14 protein-coding genes and 1 pseudogene are annotated in these 16,525 nt (G+C 70.2%); 6 read left to right on the forward strand and 9 right to left on the reverse strand.

The features are described 5' to 3' along the window. Positions 1-2: 2 nt before the first annotated feature. Together G412_RS33355 and G412_RS0104880 are read right to left on the reverse strand one after the other, a co-directional pair. Positions 3-769, reverse strand: a pseudogene (locus G412_RS33355) (class I SAM-dependent methyltransferase). Positions 770-1,034: 265 nt separating this feature from the next. Next, positions 1,035-1,448, reverse strand: coding sequence for a nuclear transport factor 2 family protein (locus tag G412_RS0104880; protein ID WP_028811073.1), 414 nt, complete (start codon positions 1,446-1,448; stop codon positions 1,035-1,037). A 135-nt stretch (positions 1,449-1,583) separates the two neighbouring features. On the opposite strand from G412_RS0104880, the gene G412_RS0104885 reads away from it, so the two are divergent. Next, a complete protein-coding gene (locus G412_RS0104885; RefSeq protein ID WP_028811074.1) occupies positions 1,584-2,582 on the forward strand; it encodes an aldo/keto reductase in 999 nt (332 codons plus the stop codon). A gap of 314 nt (positions 2,583-2,896) precedes the next feature. On the opposite strand, the gene thpR is transcribed toward G412_RS0104885, so the two are convergent. Further along, positions 2,897-3,466 carry an RNA 2',3'-cyclic phosphodiesterase gene (gene thpR, locus G412_RS0104895; protein ID WP_028811075.1) on the reverse strand — a complete coding sequence of 190 codons (570 nt, stop codon included), beginning with the start codon at positions 3,464-3,466 and terminating at the stop codon, positions 2,897-2,899. Positions 3,467-3,565: 99 nt separating this feature from the next. Between thpR and G412_RS40725 the strand changes: the two genes are divergently transcribed. Together G412_RS40725 and G412_RS33365 are read left to right on the forward strand one after the other, a co-directional pair. Then, positions 3,566-3,850, forward strand: coding sequence for a hypothetical protein (locus G412_RS40725; RefSeq protein ID WP_037647640.1), 285 nt, complete (start codon positions 3,566-3,568; stop codon positions 3,848-3,850). Further along, a complete protein-coding gene (locus G412_RS33365; protein WP_051338136.1) occupies positions 3,847-4,221 on the forward strand; it encodes a hypothetical protein in 375 nt (124 codons plus the stop codon). The genes G412_RS40725 and G412_RS33365 overlap by 4 nt, the downstream gene beginning before the upstream one ends. Before the next feature lie 101 nt (positions 4,222-4,322). Here G412_RS33365 and G412_RS33370 read toward each other — a convergent pair whose 3' ends face one another. Both G412_RS33370 and G412_RS0104915 read right to left on the reverse strand, forming a co-directional pair. Continuing rightward, on the reverse strand, positions 4,323-5,747 hold the full coding sequence (locus G412_RS33370; protein ID WP_037647641.1) for an MFS transporter: 1,425 nt from the start codon (positions 5,745-5,747) through the stop codon (positions 4,323-4,325). A 31-nt stretch (positions 5,748-5,778) separates the two neighbouring features. Further along, complete coding sequence (locus G412_RS0104915) at positions 5,779-6,216, reverse strand: MarR family winged helix-turn-helix transcriptional regulator (protein ID WP_028811076.1); 438 nt, start codon at positions 6,214-6,216, stop codon at positions 5,779-5,781. Between the two features lie 130 nt (positions 6,217-6,346). Here G412_RS0104915 and G412_RS37715 point away from each other — a divergent pair, with 130 nt between their 5' ends. Continuing rightward, complete coding sequence (locus G412_RS37715; protein WP_028811077.1) at positions 6,347-6,529, forward strand: type II toxin-antitoxin system HicB family antitoxin; 183 nt, start codon at positions 6,347-6,349, stop codon at positions 6,527-6,529. A gap of 37 nt (positions 6,530-6,566) precedes the next feature. Here the strand turns inward: G412_RS37715 and G412_RS0104925 are convergent, their stop codons facing one another. Further along, on the reverse strand, positions 6,567-8,018 hold the full coding sequence (locus tag G412_RS0104925) for an NCS2 family permease (protein WP_028811078.1): 1,452 nt from the start codon (positions 8,016-8,018) through the stop codon (positions 6,567-6,569). Positions 8,019-8,216: 198 nt separating this feature from the next. On the opposite strand from G412_RS0104925, the gene G412_RS33375 reads away from it, so the two are divergent. Beyond that, entirely contained in the window at positions 8,217-8,531 is a 315-nt protein-coding gene (locus G412_RS33375; protein ID WP_037647642.1) for a DUF2530 domain-containing protein, read from the forward strand. Positions 8,532-8,711: 180 nt separating this feature from the next. Beyond that, complete coding sequence (locus G412_RS0104935) at positions 8,712-11,204, forward strand: HAD-IC family P-type ATPase (RefSeq protein ID WP_028811079.1); 2,493 nt, start codon at positions 8,712-8,714, stop codon at positions 11,202-11,204. 66 nt (positions 11,205-11,270) lie between these two features. Here the strand turns inward: G412_RS0104935 and G412_RS0104940 are convergent, their stop codons facing one another. The 3 genes from G412_RS0104940 to G412_RS0104950 form a co-directional block, all read right to left on the reverse strand. Continuing rightward, entirely contained in the window at positions 11,271-12,014 is a 744-nt protein-coding gene (locus tag G412_RS0104940; RefSeq protein ID WP_028811080.1) for a hypothetical protein, read from the reverse strand. Positions 12,015-12,200: 186 nt separating this feature from the next. After that, positions 12,201-13,028, reverse strand: coding sequence for a DUF5707 domain-containing protein (locus tag G412_RS0104945; RefSeq protein WP_028811081.1), 828 nt, complete (start codon positions 13,026-13,028; stop codon positions 12,201-12,203). Positions 13,029-13,136: 108 nt separating this feature from the next. Next, on the reverse strand, positions 13,137-16,265 hold the full coding sequence (locus tag G412_RS0104950; RefSeq protein ID WP_028811082.1) for a sacsin N-terminal ATP-binding-like domain-containing protein: 3,129 nt from the start codon (positions 16,263-16,265) through the stop codon (positions 13,137-13,139). Between the last annotated feature and the right edge of the window lie 260 nt (positions 16,266-16,525).

The raw sequence follows: 16,525 nt of genomic DNA on the forward strand, positions 1-16,525 counted from the left end.
CGTCACCCAATCTGCGCGTCGCGGCGGAACAGGCCAGTCCAGAGGAAGGCTTCGCCGAAGGCCGGGGACTCGGGCGGTTCGTCGTGCATGCGGCGCAGCTCGATCTCCGTCAGGCCGTCGGAGAAGATCCACCGCAGCGACTCCGGTGTGTAGGCGAGACCGCCATGGAGCCGGGACTCGCGGTACAGGTCCGGGTCGGGGACCTCGGAGCCCATGCCCTGCTCGCCCGCCGCGAAGCAGGTGAGCGCGAAGTGCCCGCCCGGCGCGAGTGCCCGGTCGAGAAGCGCGAGGTAGCTGACGCGGCGGTGCGGCGGCAGGTGGTGGAAGCAGCCGGAATCGTAGATCAGGTCGTACGGGCCACCCAGTTCGGCCAGTTCGGCGGCGGTGAGGGCGAAGGCGTCGGCGCAGTGGAACCGGACCCCGGCCCCCTCTGCCCCCGCCTCCCGCGCGCGGTCCTCCGCCCAGGGATGGCCTGCGGGGACAGGTCGATCGCGTCCACTTCCCAGCCCAGCGAGGCGAGGTGGAGCGCGTTACGGCCCGGTCCGCAGCCCAGGTCGAGGGCGCGGCCAGGAGTGATCAGGCCTCGGTCGGCGTACGAGACGAGGTTCTCGTCCGGCTTCGCCACGAAGAACGGCACCGGCTTGTCCCGGTCCGCGTAGAAGCCGTCCCACCACTCGGCGGCGTCTGCCGTCCAGCGGTCGGCGTCCCGCGCGAACAGGCCGTCCAGGAGCTTCAGCACATCGTCCACCGTGCGTATGTTCCGGTCCAGGCGGTCCCCTTCCCCGATTTCCGCGACGGGGGAATCGTAGGCCCACAGAACACAAAAGCCCAGGTCAGACCGCACGTTAGGGCGCCGTGGGCCGGGCATGAGCGGCCACCTGAAGGGCTCGGACCGGGACGGGAAAGGCCCCACCCACAGGCGGGGCCGCCGTCACCACCCCTCCCCCGCCAACGGCCTTCACGGGGGCGATTCCAGCCGCGCCGGCCCCAGTTTCTGGGCGACCTACCCGGCCCAGCTCTTCCCCAGCTCTCTCCTAGCTCTCGAACGCCCGCGCCAGCGCCAAGCTGTCCTCGAACGTGATGTAGCGCGTGATCAGGCCGCCCTCGACCTTGATGTGGAAAGCGAACGGCGAGTCGAAGACCTTGCCCGTCGCCAGCACGATGTGCCTCATGTGCCCCAGTGCCACCGCGTGTTCGCCGTCGACGAGGATGCGTTCCACCGCGAACTCCTCTGCCCGCAGGTGATCCGGCAGCGACCGGAAGAACTCCACGACTTCCTCACGTGTGCCGCGCGGCCCGGCCCACGGCACGGTCTCCGCACCGTAGATGTCCCACTCCAGCTTCTCCGCGAAGAGCTCACCCAATGCCCCGCGGTCACCCCCGCAGTCACCCTCGCCCTCGCCTATCCGGCGGTACAGCTCCTCAACCACTGAACGGGTATCACTCATCGCGCGCTCACACACCTTTCAATCGGCCAGTGCCATCTGCCGGGGCCAGCGCCGCCTCAAACCGCTTTATTCCGAGGCGACTTCCACGCACGTCCCCTTGCTTCGAGCGCGCTCGAAGGCGTTGGCTTGGCAACCATGAAGTACACGCAACTCGGACGCACGGGACTCAAGGTAAGCCGCCTCGTCCTCGGCACGATGAACTTCGGGCCCCAGACGAGCGAGGCCGACAGCCACAGCATCATGGACGCCGCTCTCGGGGCCGGCGTCAACTTCTTCGACACTGCCAATGCCTACGGTTGGGGCGCCAACAAGGGGCGCACCGAGGAGATCATCGGCTCCTGGTTCGCGAAGGGCGGCGACCGGCGGGACAAAACCGTCCTCGCCACCAAGGTGTACGCCAACATGTCGCTCGACGACACGCCTCCCTGGCCGAACCACGACCGCCTCTCCGCCCTCAACATCCGCCGCTCCGTCGAGGCCAGCCTCAGGCGGCTGAAGACCGACTACATCGACCTCTACCAGTTCCACCACGTCGACCGGCGCACGCCGTTCGAGGAGATCTGGCAGGCCGTGGACGTACTCGTCCAGCAGGGCAAGATCCTGTACGCCGGGTCGTCGAACTTCGCCGGCTGGCACATCGCGCGCGCCAACGAGACCGCGCGGCGGCTCGGATCGTACGGGCTGGTGAGCGAGCAGTGCCTTTACAACCTCGCCGAACGGCGCGCCGAGATGGAGGTGATCCCGGCCTCCCAGGAGTACGGGCTCGGGGTCATCCCGTGGTCGCCGCTGCACGGCGGGCTGCTCGGCGGCGTACTGCGCAAGGAGCGCGAGGGCGGGGCGGCCCGCTCCTCGTCCGGGCGGTCGGCGGACGCGCTCGCGAACACGACCGTGCGCGCGCAGGTGCAGGCGTACGAGGACCTGCTGGACAAGCACGGGCTGGAGCCCGGCGAGGCGGCCCTCGCCTGGCTGCTCACGCGGCCGGGGATCACGGGGCCGATCGTGGGGCCGCGTACGGCGGAGCAGCTCGAGTCGGCGCTGCGCGCGGTGGAGCTGGAGCTGACGGAGGAGGTGCTGGCGTCGCTGGACGAGATCTTCCCGGGGCCGGGGCCGTCTCCTGAGGCCTTCGCCTGGTAGGTACGGCGGAGCCGGGTGTCGCCGGACGTCGGTCGTAGGGCGTCGAGCATCGGCGCCCTACGTCTACGTCGGCAGTACGCGTCGGCGGCCACGGCCGCCAAGGCGACTAGCCGGGTCGGCGGCCCGGCCGCCCCGTCAGCCGATCACGCGCCGACCGCGGCCGCCACGGCGACGACGACGAGCAACAGCACGAGTGCACCGGCCATGATCCGGTTTCTGCTTTTCGGGTCCACGCATCGAGCGTAACCGCCCGGAGCACCGCACCTCCCTGCCGCCCCTGCGCTCACTCTGTCCCCCTCCCCCCCACCCCCACCTCAGCGCCCCAGCGGCCAGACCCTCACCGGCTCGTACCGCGGCTGGGCGCCCGGCACGCCGGGGACCGGCGGGTTGCTGCGTACGAGAGCAAGCTCACCCACCGTCCAGGCCGTGCCCTCGAAGTGGGCGAGCGCCTCGACGTACGGCCGAAGGTCCGTGTCGAAGCCGGTGCGGCTCCGGGCGATCGTGAGGTGCGCCTTGTACGCCCGGTGCTCCTCCATCGCCACCCCGGCCCGCCGCGCCGCCGCGTCCGCACGGTCCGCGAGCAGCCGCATCGCGTCGAGGCCGCCGGCCGCCCCGGCCCACAGCGCGCGGCGGCCAAAGTGGCCGCCGCCGTGGACGCGGAGGGAGAAGGGGTCCTGGCGAGCGGCGGCGCGGCCGAAGCGTTCCTCGATGACGGGGAGGATCTCCTCGTCCACCTCCCCGAGGAAGGCGAGCGTGAAGTGCCAGCCGTCGTGGCCCGTCCAGCGCAGGCCGCCCGCGCCGGGGAGGGCACGCAGCCGGTCGACGGCGACGGCAAGTTCGTCGATGGCCTCGGCGGGCGGAAGTACGGCGGCGAAGAGTCTCATACGACCAGTTTCCGGCACGTGATGATCGACTGCGGTCGCTTCCCACCCGAACGTGCACTTCCACTTTCACCTGCGCAGACACCATGCAAACATGGCGGCATGGCTACCAGGATGCTCAGCGTGCGGATAGACAGCGACTCCCTTGAGTCCATCAAGGAGCGGGCGGCGGCTCGTGACATGACGGTCCAGGAGTACGTCGTCACGACCCTCCAGCGCGACGAGTTCGTGGAGCGCTTCAAGGCCGCGTTCCGCGAAACGATGGAGTTGTACGGCGACGTACTCGCGGAGGCCGACGCGGCTGACAGGGTGGAGGCGGCGGCGCAGCACACAGACGGCGACGCCGACACCGACGCCCCGCCCAGTACGGAGTCCGTTGCCGCATGACGACGAACCATCTGGACCTCACAGATCTCCTCTGGGCGGCCGAGGAGCTTCATGGCGATCCCCAGCCCGACGACCTCGGCTCCCTGATCGCCGCCTGCGCCCGCACCCGGGCCGAGGCGTTCGGCTACGAGGTGTACCAATCCGTGCATTTCAAGGCGGCGGCTCTGATGCAGACGATCGCCCTGCTCAAGCCCCTTGAGCACGAGAACAAGACCTTGGCGTTCGGCGCGGCGCGTTCGTTCATGGCGGCCAACGGCTTCCGGCTGCGCCCCAAGCAGGAGCAGCTACGGGAAGCCCTGGCCACACTCCAGCCGGGGGCCCAAGGCGTGCGCGAACTCGCCAAGCATCTGGACCGCTGGGCCCAGCAATAGGCAATACCCAACACAGCCCCCAGAACACCACGCGGCCCCGGACACTCCGAGTGTCCGGGGCCGCGTCGCGTGTAAGGCGCGTCACGCGCTTCACGCTCGCGTCACGCCACCGTCGCCAGTTCCTTCGGGCGTACGGCGCCCTCTTCCAGGGCCTTCGGCACCTTCGGTACGAACGCCACATGCTGCCTTCCCCGGCGCAGGTCCACCTTGAGGCGCAGGCCCCCCAGGCGCGCCAGTACGATCGCCACGCCGATGCCCGCCAGGAGCGAGATCACGCCGCCCGTCGCGAAGCCGACGCGCGCGCCGTAGGTGTCGGTGACCCAGCCGAGGATGGGCGCGCCCACCGGCGTACCGCCTGCGAAGACCATCATGTAGAGGCTCATCACGCGGCCCCGCATCGCGGGGTCGGTCGCCATCTGGACGCTCGTATTGGCGGTGATGTTGACCGTCAGGCCGAGCATGCCGATGGGGACCAGCAGCAGCGCGAACAGCCACAGGGCGGGCGAGAACGACGCCGTGATCTGGAGCAGGCCGAAGGCCATCGCGGCGGCCACCAGCATCCGCAGCCGCGAGGAGCGGCGGCGGGCGGACAGCAGTGCGCCGGCCAGCGAGCCGGCCGCCATCAGGATGTTGAAGAAGGAGTACAGCCCGGCTCCGCCGTGGAAGACGCCGTCGGCGAAAGCGCTCAGCCAGATCGGGAAGTTGAAGCCGAACGTGCCGACGAAGCCGACGAGGACGATGGGCCAGATCAGCTCGGGGCGGCCCTTGACGTAACGCAGGCCTTCCCGGAGCTGGCCCTTGCCGCGCGGCGCCCGCTCCACCTTGTGCATCTCGCTCTGGCGCATCAACAGCAGACCGGCGAGCGGGGCGAGGAAGGACAGGCCGTTGAGCATGAACGCCCAGCCGCTGCCGACCGTCGTGATCAGCACACCCGCGACGGCGGGGCCGATCAGGCGGGCCGACTGGAAGTTCGCCGAGTTGAGGCTGACGGCGTTGCGCAACTGGTCGGGTCCGACCATCTCGGACACGAAGGACTGCCGGGCCGGGTTGTCGACGACCGTGACCATGCCGAGCAGGAACGCGATCAGGTAGACGTGCCAGACCTGGATGTGGCCGGAGAGCGTGAGGGCGGCGAGCGCCACTCCGCACAGACCGAGGGCGGCCTGGCTGAAGAGCAGAAGCGTCCGCTTCGGGTACCGGTCGGCGATGACACCGCCGTACAGGCCGAAGAGCAGCATCGGCAGGAACTGGAGGGCCGTGGTGATACCGACGGCCGCCGCCGACCCGGTGAGGTCGAGGACCAGCCAGTCCTGGGTGATGCGCGACATCCACGTACCGGTGTTGGATATGACGGCGCCGGTGGCGAAGAGCCGGTAATTGCGGATCTTCAGGGACGAGAACATGCCCGTCGTCCCTTTGTGTTGCTTGTGCTGCTGGTGCTGCTTGTGCCGCTTGTATCGCTTGGTAAGAGTCTCGTCGTGGGTGTTCGGTGCGGGGGCGGAGTCTGCTCCGGATCCCGTACTCAAAGTGGGTTCGCCTCCTTGGCGGCGCGCGGGGTCAGAGGTGTGCGAGCTTCTCCAGGACGGGGGCGGCAGCGCGCAGCTTCGCCCATTCGTCCTCGTCCAGACCTTCGGCGAGGCCGGCCAGCCAGGCGTTCCGCTTGCGGCGGCTCTCTTCGAGCATCGCCTCGGCGGTCTCCGTCTGGGTGACCACCTTCTGCCGGCGGTCGTCGGGATGCGGCTCCAGCCTGACCAGTCCCTTGGCTTCGAGCAGCGCCACGATGCGGGTCATCGACGGCGGCTGCACATGCTCCTTGCGGGCCAGCTCACCGGGGGTGGCCGAGCCGCAGCGGGCGAGGGTGCCGAGCACCGACATCTCGGTGGGGCTCAGCGATTCGTCGACGCGCTGATGCTTCAGGCGTCGGCCCAGCCGCATGACGGCCGAGCGCAGGGAGTTCACGGCGGCAGCATTGGCGTCGTGCGACAGGTCAGGCATGTACTTAGCCTAGCTCATTAGCAACCCTAAAGACCAGCCGATTGACAACATCACCCAACATCACCCGTACGAGTGAGCCCACTGCGGAAAGTGACGCGCCGCCGGGGGCGGCAACGTAACCCTGTCCCCCATGCGATCGACAGTGCTCAGCCTGCGGATAGACGGGGACCTGCACGACCGTCTCCGGGACCATGCCGCCAAACGCGGAATGAGCGTCCAGGACTATGTGGTCCGGACGCTCATTCGCGACGACTTCGACGAACGCTTCAAGACGGCGGTCGACGAGACAGAGAAGTTCTACGGCCTTACGTGACTCACAGGACTCACAGGACTCACAGGACTCACATGACTCACGTGAGTTGCAGCGCCGGCATCAGGTAGTAGAAGGCGAAGACCGCCGACACCGCGTACATCGCCACCGGCACCTCGCGCCCGCGCCCCGCCGCCAGTCGCAGTACGCAGAAGGCGACGAAGCCGATGCCGATGCCGTTCGTGATCGAGTACGTGAACGGCATCATCACCATCGTCAGGAACGCCGGGATCGCGAGCGTGTAGTCGCTCCAGTCGATGTCCTTGATGGAGCCGGACAGGATCAGGAAGCTGACCGCGAGCAGGGCGGGTGTGGCGGCCTGCGACGGCACCATGGTGACCAGCGGCGTCAGGAACAGCCCCACGGCGAAGAGGCCGCCGGTGACGACGTTCGCCAGGCCCGTGCGCGCGCCCTCGCCGACACCGGCGGTGGACTCCACGAAGCAGGTGGTAGCGGAGCTGGAGGTGGCGCCGCCGGCGGCGACGGCGATGCCGTCGATGAGCAGCACCTTGTTGACGCCGGGGAGGTTGCCCTTCTCGTCCAGCAGCTTGGCCTCGTCGCTGACGCCGAGGATCGTGCCCATCGCGTCGAAGAAGCAGGACAGCAGCACGGTGAAGACGAAGAGCACGCCGGTCAGCAGGCCGACCTTCTCGAAGCCGCCGAAGATGCTGACCTGGCCGACCAGACCGAAGTCGGGAGAGGCGAGCGGGTTTCCGGGCCATTCGGGCGTCGTCAGGCCCCAGGACGGGATGTCGGCGACGGCGTTGATGACGACGGAGACGACGGTCATCACGACGATCGAGATGAGGATCGCACCGGGCACCTTGCGGACGATCAGTGCGAGCGTCAACAGTACGCCGAGGACGAAGACCAGCACCGGCCAGCCGTTGAGGTGGCCGTCGGCGCCGAGCTGGAGCGGGACGGTGGTGTGCGCGGCGTCCGGCATGCGGGAGACGAAGCCCGAGTCGACCAGGCCGATCAGCATGATGAAGAGACCGATGCCGATGGCGATGCCCTTGCGCAGGCTGATCGGCACCGCGCTCATCACGCGCTCGCGCAGCCCGGTCGCGACCAGCAGCATCACGACGAATCCGGCGAGTACGACCATGCCCATCGCGTCGGCCCAGCTCATGCGGGGCGCGAGCTGGAGGGCGACCACGGTGTTGACGCCGAGGCCGGCGGCGAGCGCGATCGGCACGTTGCCGATGACGCCCATCAGCAGCGTGGAGAACGCGGCGGTCAGCACGGTGGCGGTGACGAGCTGGCCGCCGTCGAGCTGGTGCCCGTACATGTCCTTCGCGCTGCCGAGGATGATCGGGTTCAGCACGATGATGTAGGCCATCGCGAAGAAGGTGGCGAGACCGCCCCGGATCTCACGCGCGACGGTGGAGCCCCGCTCGGAGATCCGGAAGAAGCGGTCGAGACCGTTCCGCGACTCCGGGGGAGACGGCGGCTGCTGGGCGTCGACCGGAGCCGTGGCCGAGGGAGACATGCGTGACCTCATGCGGAAGAAGGGGGAGCTAAGGGAGTGAACTGGAAACGGTCGACCCTGGATGTTCGGACGAACAGAACCAGTCAGACCAAAGCCGTTTCAGTATGAATACATAAGGGAAAGATCGCTATCTCCGCGCGTAGACCTTGGGGCTCCCGGCCTCGCCGCGCTCATGTATGTGCCGCCTACACTGTGCCCATGGCGAAGTGGACCCCCAAGCACGAGGCACCCGAGCCCCTTGAGGGGCCCGTCGTCGCCACCATCGTCGGCGGCACGATCCTCTGGTTCGCCCTCTTCTTGGTGCAGCTCCCCTTCTACGGCTGGTTCGACGACCGCGGCTCGGCGTGGTGGGTGTGGACCTGCCTGGCCGGCGCCGGACTCGGACTGATCGGCATTTGGTACGTGCGCGGGCGCGAAGCGGCGATCAAGCGCGCGGAGGCCGCGAAGGCGGCGAAGGTGGCCGAGGCGGCAGACGCGGCGAAGGCGGCGGACGCCCGGCGCGACACACCCTGATTCCGGACCTGACCCTGATCCCGAACCTCACCCCGACCTGGCCCTGCCCCTGCCCCCGGCCCTGAAGCCAGGGGCGCCGTACGACCCAGGGCCCATCCCCGCCGCCCCGCCGTCCTACCCCAGGCCGATCTCCTGCCACTCGACGGGTCAAGCAGCACATCCGGTCGTACGGTCGGAACCATGACGCAGCGGGCAAAGATCGACGCGGACGGAACAAACGACGCGGACGGGGCAGGCGGGGCGGACGCGGACCACGCGGGCGGGGTCGTCGCCGCGCCGAGGTCCACCGGGCTCACCGCGGCCGAAGTGGCCGAGCGGGTCGCCCGCGGCGAGATCAACGACGTACCGGTGCGCAGCTCGCGTTCCGCCACCGAGATCGTCCGGTCCAACGTCTTCACCCGGTTCAACGCGATCATCGGCGTGCTATGGGTGATCATGCTCTTCGTCGCGCCGATCCAGGACAGCCTCTTCGGCTTCGTCATCGTCGCCAACACCGCCATCGGCATCGTCCAGGAACTGCGTGCCAAGAAGACTCTCGACAGCCTCGCCGTCATCGGCGAGGCCAGGCCGAGGGTCCGCCGCGACGGGGTCTCCGCCGAGGTGTCCACCTCCGAGATCGTCCTCGGTGACCTGGTGGAACTCGGGCCCGGTGACAAGGCCGTCGTCGACGGCGAGGTCGTCGAGACCGACGGCCTGGAGGTCGACGAGTCGCTCCTGACCGGCGAGGCCGATCCGGTGCTCAAGCAGCCCGGCGACCAGGTGATGTCCGGCAGCTTCGTCGTCGCGGGCGGCGGCGCGTTCACCGCCACCAAGGTCGGCCGCGAGGCGTACGCCACCCAGCTCGCCGAGGAGGCGTCCCGCTTCACGCTCGTCCACTCCGAGCTGCGCAGCGGCATCAACCAGATCCTCAAGTTCGTCACCTGGCTGATGGTTCCGACCTCGATCGGCCTGATCATCAGCCAGCTCGTCGTCAAGGACAACGAGCTCAAGAACTCGATCGCGCGCACCGTCGGCGGCATCGTCCCGATGATCCCCGAGGGCCTGGTGCTGCTCACCTCGGTCGCCTTCGCGGTAGGTGTGATCAGGCTCGGCCGCAAACAGTGCCTCGTCCAGGAACTGCCCGCGATCGAGGGCCTCGCGCGGGTCGACGTCGTCTGCCTCGACAAGACGGGCACGCTCACCGAGGGCGGCATGGACGTCACGGAGGTACGGACCCTGAACGGGGCGGGCGTGGAGACCGCGCAGGGGACGGGGACAGGGACAGGGACGGGGGCGCGGGCGCGGGAGACGTACGTACACACCGTGCTCGGTGCCCTGGGTGAGTCCGACCCGCGGCCGAACGCCAGCCTGCAGGCGATCAAGAATGCCTACCCGGAAACCGACTCCTGGCGCTGCACGCAGTCGCTCCCCTTCTCGTCCGCCCGCAAATACAGCGGGGCGAGCTTCACCGAGGGCGACGGCCGCAGCAGCTCGTGGCTGCTCGGCGCACCCGACGTACTGCTGCCGAAGGGCGATCCGTACCTCGACGAGATCGACCTGCTCAACCAGCAGGGACTGCGTGTGCTGCTGCTCACCCGCGTCACAGGAGCGCTCGACGACCCGCGGGTCAAGGACGGTTCGGACGCGACGGCTCTGGTCGTCCTGGAGCAGCGGCTGCGCCCCGACGCGTCCGACACCCTCCGGTACTTCGCCGACCAGGACGTCGCCACGAAGGTCATCTCCGGCGACAACGCGGTGTCCGTCGGCGCGGTGGCGGCCAAGCTCGACATGCCGGGCGCCGCGAACGCCGTGGATGCCCGCACGCTGCCCGACGAGCGGAAGGAGATGGCCCGGGCGCTCGACGAGAACGCCGTCTTCGGCCGCGTCACCCCGCAGCAGAAGCGCGAGATGGTGGCGGCGCTCCAGTCGAAGGACCACACGGTCGCGATGACGGGCGACGGCGTCAACGACGTACTCGCGCTCAAGGACGCCGACATCGGGGTCGCGATGGGCTCGGGGTCGGAGGCCACGCGGGCGGTCGCGCAGATCGTGCTGCTCAACAACAGCTTCGCGACGCTGCCTTCGGTGGTGGCCGAGGGGCGCCGGGTCATCGGCAACATCACGCGGGTCGCGACCCTCTTCCTGACGAAGACGGTCTACTCGGTGCTGCTGGCCATCCTGGTGGTCTGCTCGCAGGTCGAGTACCCGTTCCTGCCGCGGCACTTGACGCTGCTGTCGACGCTGACGATCGGCGTCCCGGCGTTCTTCCTGGCGCTGGCGCCGAACAAGGAGCGGGCCCAGCCGCACTTCGTCCGCAGGGTGATGCGGTACTCGATCCCCGGCGGCATCATCGCCGCGTCCGCGACGTTCTGTACGTACCTGCTCGCCCGCACCCACTACTCGGGGCCGGACGCCCTGCCCGCCGAGACGAGCGTGGCGACGCTGACGCTCTTCCTGGTGTCGATCTGGGTGCTGGCGATCATCGCCCGCCCGTACACCTGGTGGCGCGTCGGCCTGGTGGCCGCGATGAGTCTCGGCTTCGTGGTCGTGCTGGTGGTGCCGTGGCTGCAGGACTTCTTCGCGCTGCGGCTGGTCGGTACGACCATGCCGTGGACGGCGGTGGGCGTCGCGGCGGTGGCGGCGGCCGGCCTGGAGCTGGTGTGGCGCTGGGTCGGCCGCCGCTTCCCCGCTTAGCGGGGGCTGTCCTTCGCGTGCCTCGCGTGCCTCGCGTGCCTCGCGTGCCTCGCGTGCCTCGCCTGCTCAGCGCACGTCGACGTAGTCACCGGCGGTGGTAAAGGCGGGGGTGGTGGTCGTACCCGCGAACGCGTAGCGCCAGTAGCCGTCGGACGCCGCCGTGGCGGTCGTCTTCAGAGCGCCGGTGCCGTTCGTCGTCACCGTCTTGAGGGTGGTGTACGTGCTGGTGCCGGCCTTGCGGAACTCGAGCTTCACGGGCTGGCCGGTGTAGCCCGCGTACGTGAACGTCTCCCAGTTGGCGCGGGCCAGCTTGCCCGTGACCGTGATGGGCTTGCCCTTCACGACCGGCTCGGGCGCGGCGTTGACCGAAAGCGTGGACTGGCGCTGGAGCTTGAAGGAGGCCGCCTTCTGCTTCCAGACGTAGTCGCCGTCCTCCGCGTTCAGCCAGGCGTCGACGTACCAGGTGCCGGCCTTCTCGTTGGCGTAGGCCAGGTCGACGCGGGGGTCGACCGAGAAGGTGCCGGTGCAGGTGTTGTCCAGGCAGTCGACGTCGGCTGGCTCCAGCGAGCCGAAGCCCGGCCCGTTCAGGGCGAGGTCGGCGCCGCTGATCCCTGAGTCGTCCGCGGCTGTGACCGCCACGGTGAACGTCCTGACCTCGGTGGTGCCGACCACGACGTTCTTGCCGCCGTTGACCACCACCTTGGTGATGGCGGTGTCACCGTGGCCACCGTCCGCCTGAGCGGCCGGGACGGCAAGGGCGGACAGAGCCAGGGCGCCGGAAACGGCGGCCACAGTGGCACGAATGCGCATGAATGTCCCCACGATTGATGCGGTCCCCCCCCGCTTTTCCCCCAGGGCGGAATCCTGAGCGCTCGGCGCGCGCCGAGCGATGTACACGTGCGACGTACACGTGCGACATACGGCGCGGCAGTCGTCCCGGAGCGGGTGAGGCTCCGGGACGACTGCCGCCGCCCCCGGAAACGGGGGCGTCAGTGCTTAGCGCACGTCGACGTAGTCACCGGCCGCGGAGACCGCGGGGGTGGTGGACGTACCCGCGAAGCTCCAGCGCCAGTAGCCGTCCGAAGCGGCGGTGACGGTGGTCTTCAGGTTGCCGGTGCTGTTCGTGGTCACCGTCTTGAGCGTGGTGTACGTGCTGGTACCGGCCTTGCGGAACTGAAGCTTCACCGGCTGGCCGGTGTAGCCCGCGTAGGTGGAGGTCTCCCAGTTGGCGCGGGAGAGCTTGCCCGTGACCGTGATGGGCTTGCCCTTCACGACCGGCTCGGGCGCGGCGTTGACCGTCAGCTTCGAGAAGCGCTGGACGCGGTGTGTCTTGTACGCGTCCTTCTCCATGTAGTCGCCGTCCTTGGCCCAGGCGATGGCCGCGACCTTCCACGTGCCGGCCAGGGAGTTCTTGTACAGGTCGGCCTGCGGGTCCACCGTGATGGTGTGCTTGCAGGTTGTCGTGGCGCTGCTCGCCGTGCAGGTGGCGGTCTCCTCGTTCGTGAGGAGGAAGCCGTCAGGATCGTCGACCGAGGAACCGTGCCAGAGGGCAACGTCCGCGTCGTCGATCCCGGAGTTGTCGGTCGCCGTGACCGAGACGGTGATCGTCTTGGCCGCAGTCGTGCCGAGAACGATGTTCTTGCCGCCGTTGATGACGACATTCGTGATTTTGGTGTCACCGACGACGTCGTCGGACTGGGCCTGGCCGGAGAAAGCCGACAGGCCACCCGCCTTCGGCGCGTCCTCGGCCTGAGCGGCCGGGACAGCGAGGGCGGACAGAGCCAGGGCGCCGGAAACGGCGGCCACAGTGGCACGTATGCGCATGTATGTAAGTCCCCACATGGATGCGACCCCGCCGCGTTTCCCCCCGGCGGGATCTTGGAGTGTCGAACGAAGTGTAGGGATCCCTTGGAGAGTTCGTAAACAATTAACTCAGTCGAACCAGCGATCCCGCGCCAATTCTTCCGTCCGCGAGGGGTCTTCGATCAGTGCCGCCACCTCGAAACGACGCGGCCACTGGCCCGCCGACCAGGCAAGTCCCGCCGCCACGCCCTCCAGCGTGGCCGCGTGGACGATGCCGTCGGGCGTACGTCGCCAGTCCAGCTCGACTCCGCCCGCGCGCAGTTCCTCGTGTTCGATATACGTCGCCGGGGTGCCGGCACCGAGGAGGACCCGTACCGCTTCCGGAACCTCTCGCTCCACACCCTCCGACGTCACCTCGGCCTCCGCCGACTCGCTGAGGCGGCGCACCTGGAGCAGTTCCGCCAGGTCGGCGGCGCGGGACGGGGCCACCGGCAGCAGCGGCAGCCCCGAGGTGAGCGGCAGCAGGTCGGGGGCGTCCGCGACCACCGCTTCCGACGCGTCGACCACCCGCACCTCGCCGTCCATGACCGCGCGCAGCTCGTCGGGGAGGGTGACCTGCTCGGGGTCGAGGTCGGCCAGAGCACCGTACAGCGCGTGGAGTTGGGGCGCGGTGACCGTACGGTCCGGGTCCGCGAGGCGGCCGAGGAGCTCGGCCGCGCCACCGGGCTCGTCCAGCAGCGCCGCGACGGACGTCCGTACGCCGAGCGCCCTCAGCACCTGCTCGTCGTCGAAACCGGTCGCGTTCGCGGAGGTGTAGAGCCCTTCGAGGAGGGGGTCGCCGCCCGCCGAGCGCAGACCGGCCGGACGGCGGCCGCCGAGCACGGGGTGGTCGCGCAGCCACCAGGCGGTGTACGGGCGTACGGACTGCGTCGTCCCGTCCGGCAGGAGTACGCGCACGGGCTGGGTCAGCGCGTCCCGCAGCGGCGGCTGGGCGAGGAGCGCGAGGGCCTGCGGCCACTTGTCGTCGTCGACCAAGTCCAGGTCCCGTACGGCGACGATCTCGGTGGCGACCGGCGGCACGGAGGTCTCCGGCAACTGGTCGAGGATGTCCTCGCACCACACGTCCACGGCGTCGAGCAGCCCCGCGTCGTCGGGCTCGGCGAAGTCCCCGTCGCGCGGCTCGAACTCGTCCGGATCGAGAACAATATCCGTTGTGCGTACGAGCGCGAAGGTGGCCAGGACGCCGCAGGCGGTGAGCGGCTGTTCGCCCCAGCGGGCGGCCAGTTCGGCGTCGCACAGGGCCAGTTCGCCCTCGCGCATGATCTGCGCGAACGGGCTGCCGGGCAGGACGAGTTCACCGGCGGGCGAGAGTTCGCCGTCCTCGTCGGTCAGCGCGAGCGCGCCGAGCCACGGCTCGTCGCCGGGCGACAGGTCGGCGTCCCGTACGAGGGCCAGGACGGTTTCCGCCAGCTCCTCGGCGTCGGGGGCGTCCTCGTCCCAGATCTGGCCGCCCTCGTCCATGGAGGCGGCGACGGCGGCACGCACCTGCGGGGTGGTGAGGACGGCGCGGGGGGTGGCGGGGAGCGCGCCCAGCTTTTCGAGGAGGGGGTGGGTCGCGTCGGGGTGGGCGACCTTGAGGCCGAGGCGGGCGAGCTGCTCGGGGGCGGCGGCGTCCGCGTCGCCGGCCAGGGGCAGGAGGACCTGCCGGGGACCGATGACCGTACGGCCGCTTGCCAGTGGAACCGGCAGCCCGGACAGGCGGTCCGGGTCGACGCCCGCCAGGGACTCGTACAGCCGCCGCCACCAGGACGGCTCACGCTCGACGCCCGCGAGGCGCTCGATGGCGTCGCCGAGGGGGAGGCGGCCGACGCCGAGGGTGCGGAGCTCGGCGCGGCGTTCGAGGCCGGCGGGCAGCAGGGTCGGCAGCACTTCGGCCATGACGCGGACGGTGTCGGCGCCCGCGCCCTCGACGACTTCCGCCTCGAACGGGCGCAGCGCGGTGAGCTCCTCGGACGGCGCGGCCGGCGCGAGGAACGCGACGCGGGGCAGCCGCTCGATGACGGCGGCGCGCAGGGCGCCGTCCAGCTCGCCCTTGCCGAGCGGGCCGGGGACGAGGTCGACCGTCCCGGTGGACACCGGCTCCCACTCGCCGAGCAGTTCGGCGTACGCGTCGGCGGCGCGCTGCACGAGGAAGTCGGTGAGCGGGCCCGGCGCGGGGTGGCGGCGGGTGGTGTCGAGCGGCAGCGACGCGATGAGGAGCGCCGGTACGCCGAGGGGTTCGTCGGTCGGCGTCGGGGCGTGCACGACGGGCGCGGTGAGGGGGCGCTGCGGGGCTCCCTCGCTGTCCACCGGAACGGCCCAGGTGACGGCCCAGTGGGGGCGCAGGCGCTCTTCGACGGGCCGGTCGGCGAGGAGGGCGGGAGCCAGGGCGCCGGAGCGGGTGACCGTGCGCCAGCGGGTGGTGCGGGTGGCGCCGCGTGCGGTGTCGTCGATGTGTACGTACGCGTCGTGCTCGGCGCGCGTGAGCGTACGGGTGGTGCCGTCGGGGGTTTCGACGACGACCTCGGCGAGGCCGGGAAGGGTCAGCAACAGCGCGTCGTCGATGGCTTCGAGGAGGTGCTGGGCGAGGTCTACGGCGCCGCCGTCGCGCAGGGGCAGGACCACGACGGTGTCGTAGCCGGCGGGGGCGGAGCCTTCCGCCGGGAGCGGGAGCCGCAGGAGGGGTACGTGGCCGTCGCGGCGCCGCAGCTCTTCGCCGAGTCCGGGGGCGTGCTGGGCGGCGCCCACGGCCAGTTCCCTGGCCTCGGCCAGGGACCAGCGGACACCGCCGTGCCGGCCGAGGACGGCGGGCTCGTCGCTGACGGCGAGTACGGCGGCGAACCCGACACCGAAGCGGCCGACGGCGCCGTCCGTCTCCTCGCGCTTGGCGGAGGCGCGGAGCGTACTGAGCGATTCGACCCCGGCGGCGTCGAGGGGGGCGCCGGTGTTGGCGGCGGCGAGGATCGCGGGGGCGTCGGCGGTGGCCGCGTGCAGAGTGAGGCGGAGCCGGCCGGTTACGCCGGCGCGGGCGGCGGCGTCGGCGGCGTTCTGGGCCAGCTCGACCACGAGACGATCGCGGTAGCCGCCGAGGGCGAGGTCCTCCTCGGCGTTGGCGTCCTCGCGGAACCGGGCGGGACTGGCGCTCCACGCATCGAGCACCCCACGCCGCAGCCGCGCCGTCCCGAAGGGGTCGGCCTCGTCGGTGGCCCTGACGCTCACGCTTGTCTCCGCTCGTCCTGAGGTACGGATGGCTGATCGCTGGTGCTGATCGCCGACTACTGACGCCTACCCGTGTCTACGGGGCGCAAGTATCCCGCGCCGACGCCCGTGCGACGGCCACGTCACCGCCGGGGTCGCTGTGCGGCGGTTACGGGTACGGCTGCGGTGGGAGCCGCTGCGCGGGACTTTCCCCGACCCGCCCCTTCCCGAACTGGGGCTCCGCCCCAGACCCCGCTCCTCAAACGCCGGAGGGGCTGGAA

It is taken from the genome of Streptomyces flavidovirens DSM 40150 (genome assembly GCF_000429085.1).
GTDB classification, from domain to species: domain Bacteria; phylum Actinomycetota; class Actinomycetes; order Streptomycetales; family Streptomycetaceae; genus Streptomyces; species Streptomyces flavidovirens.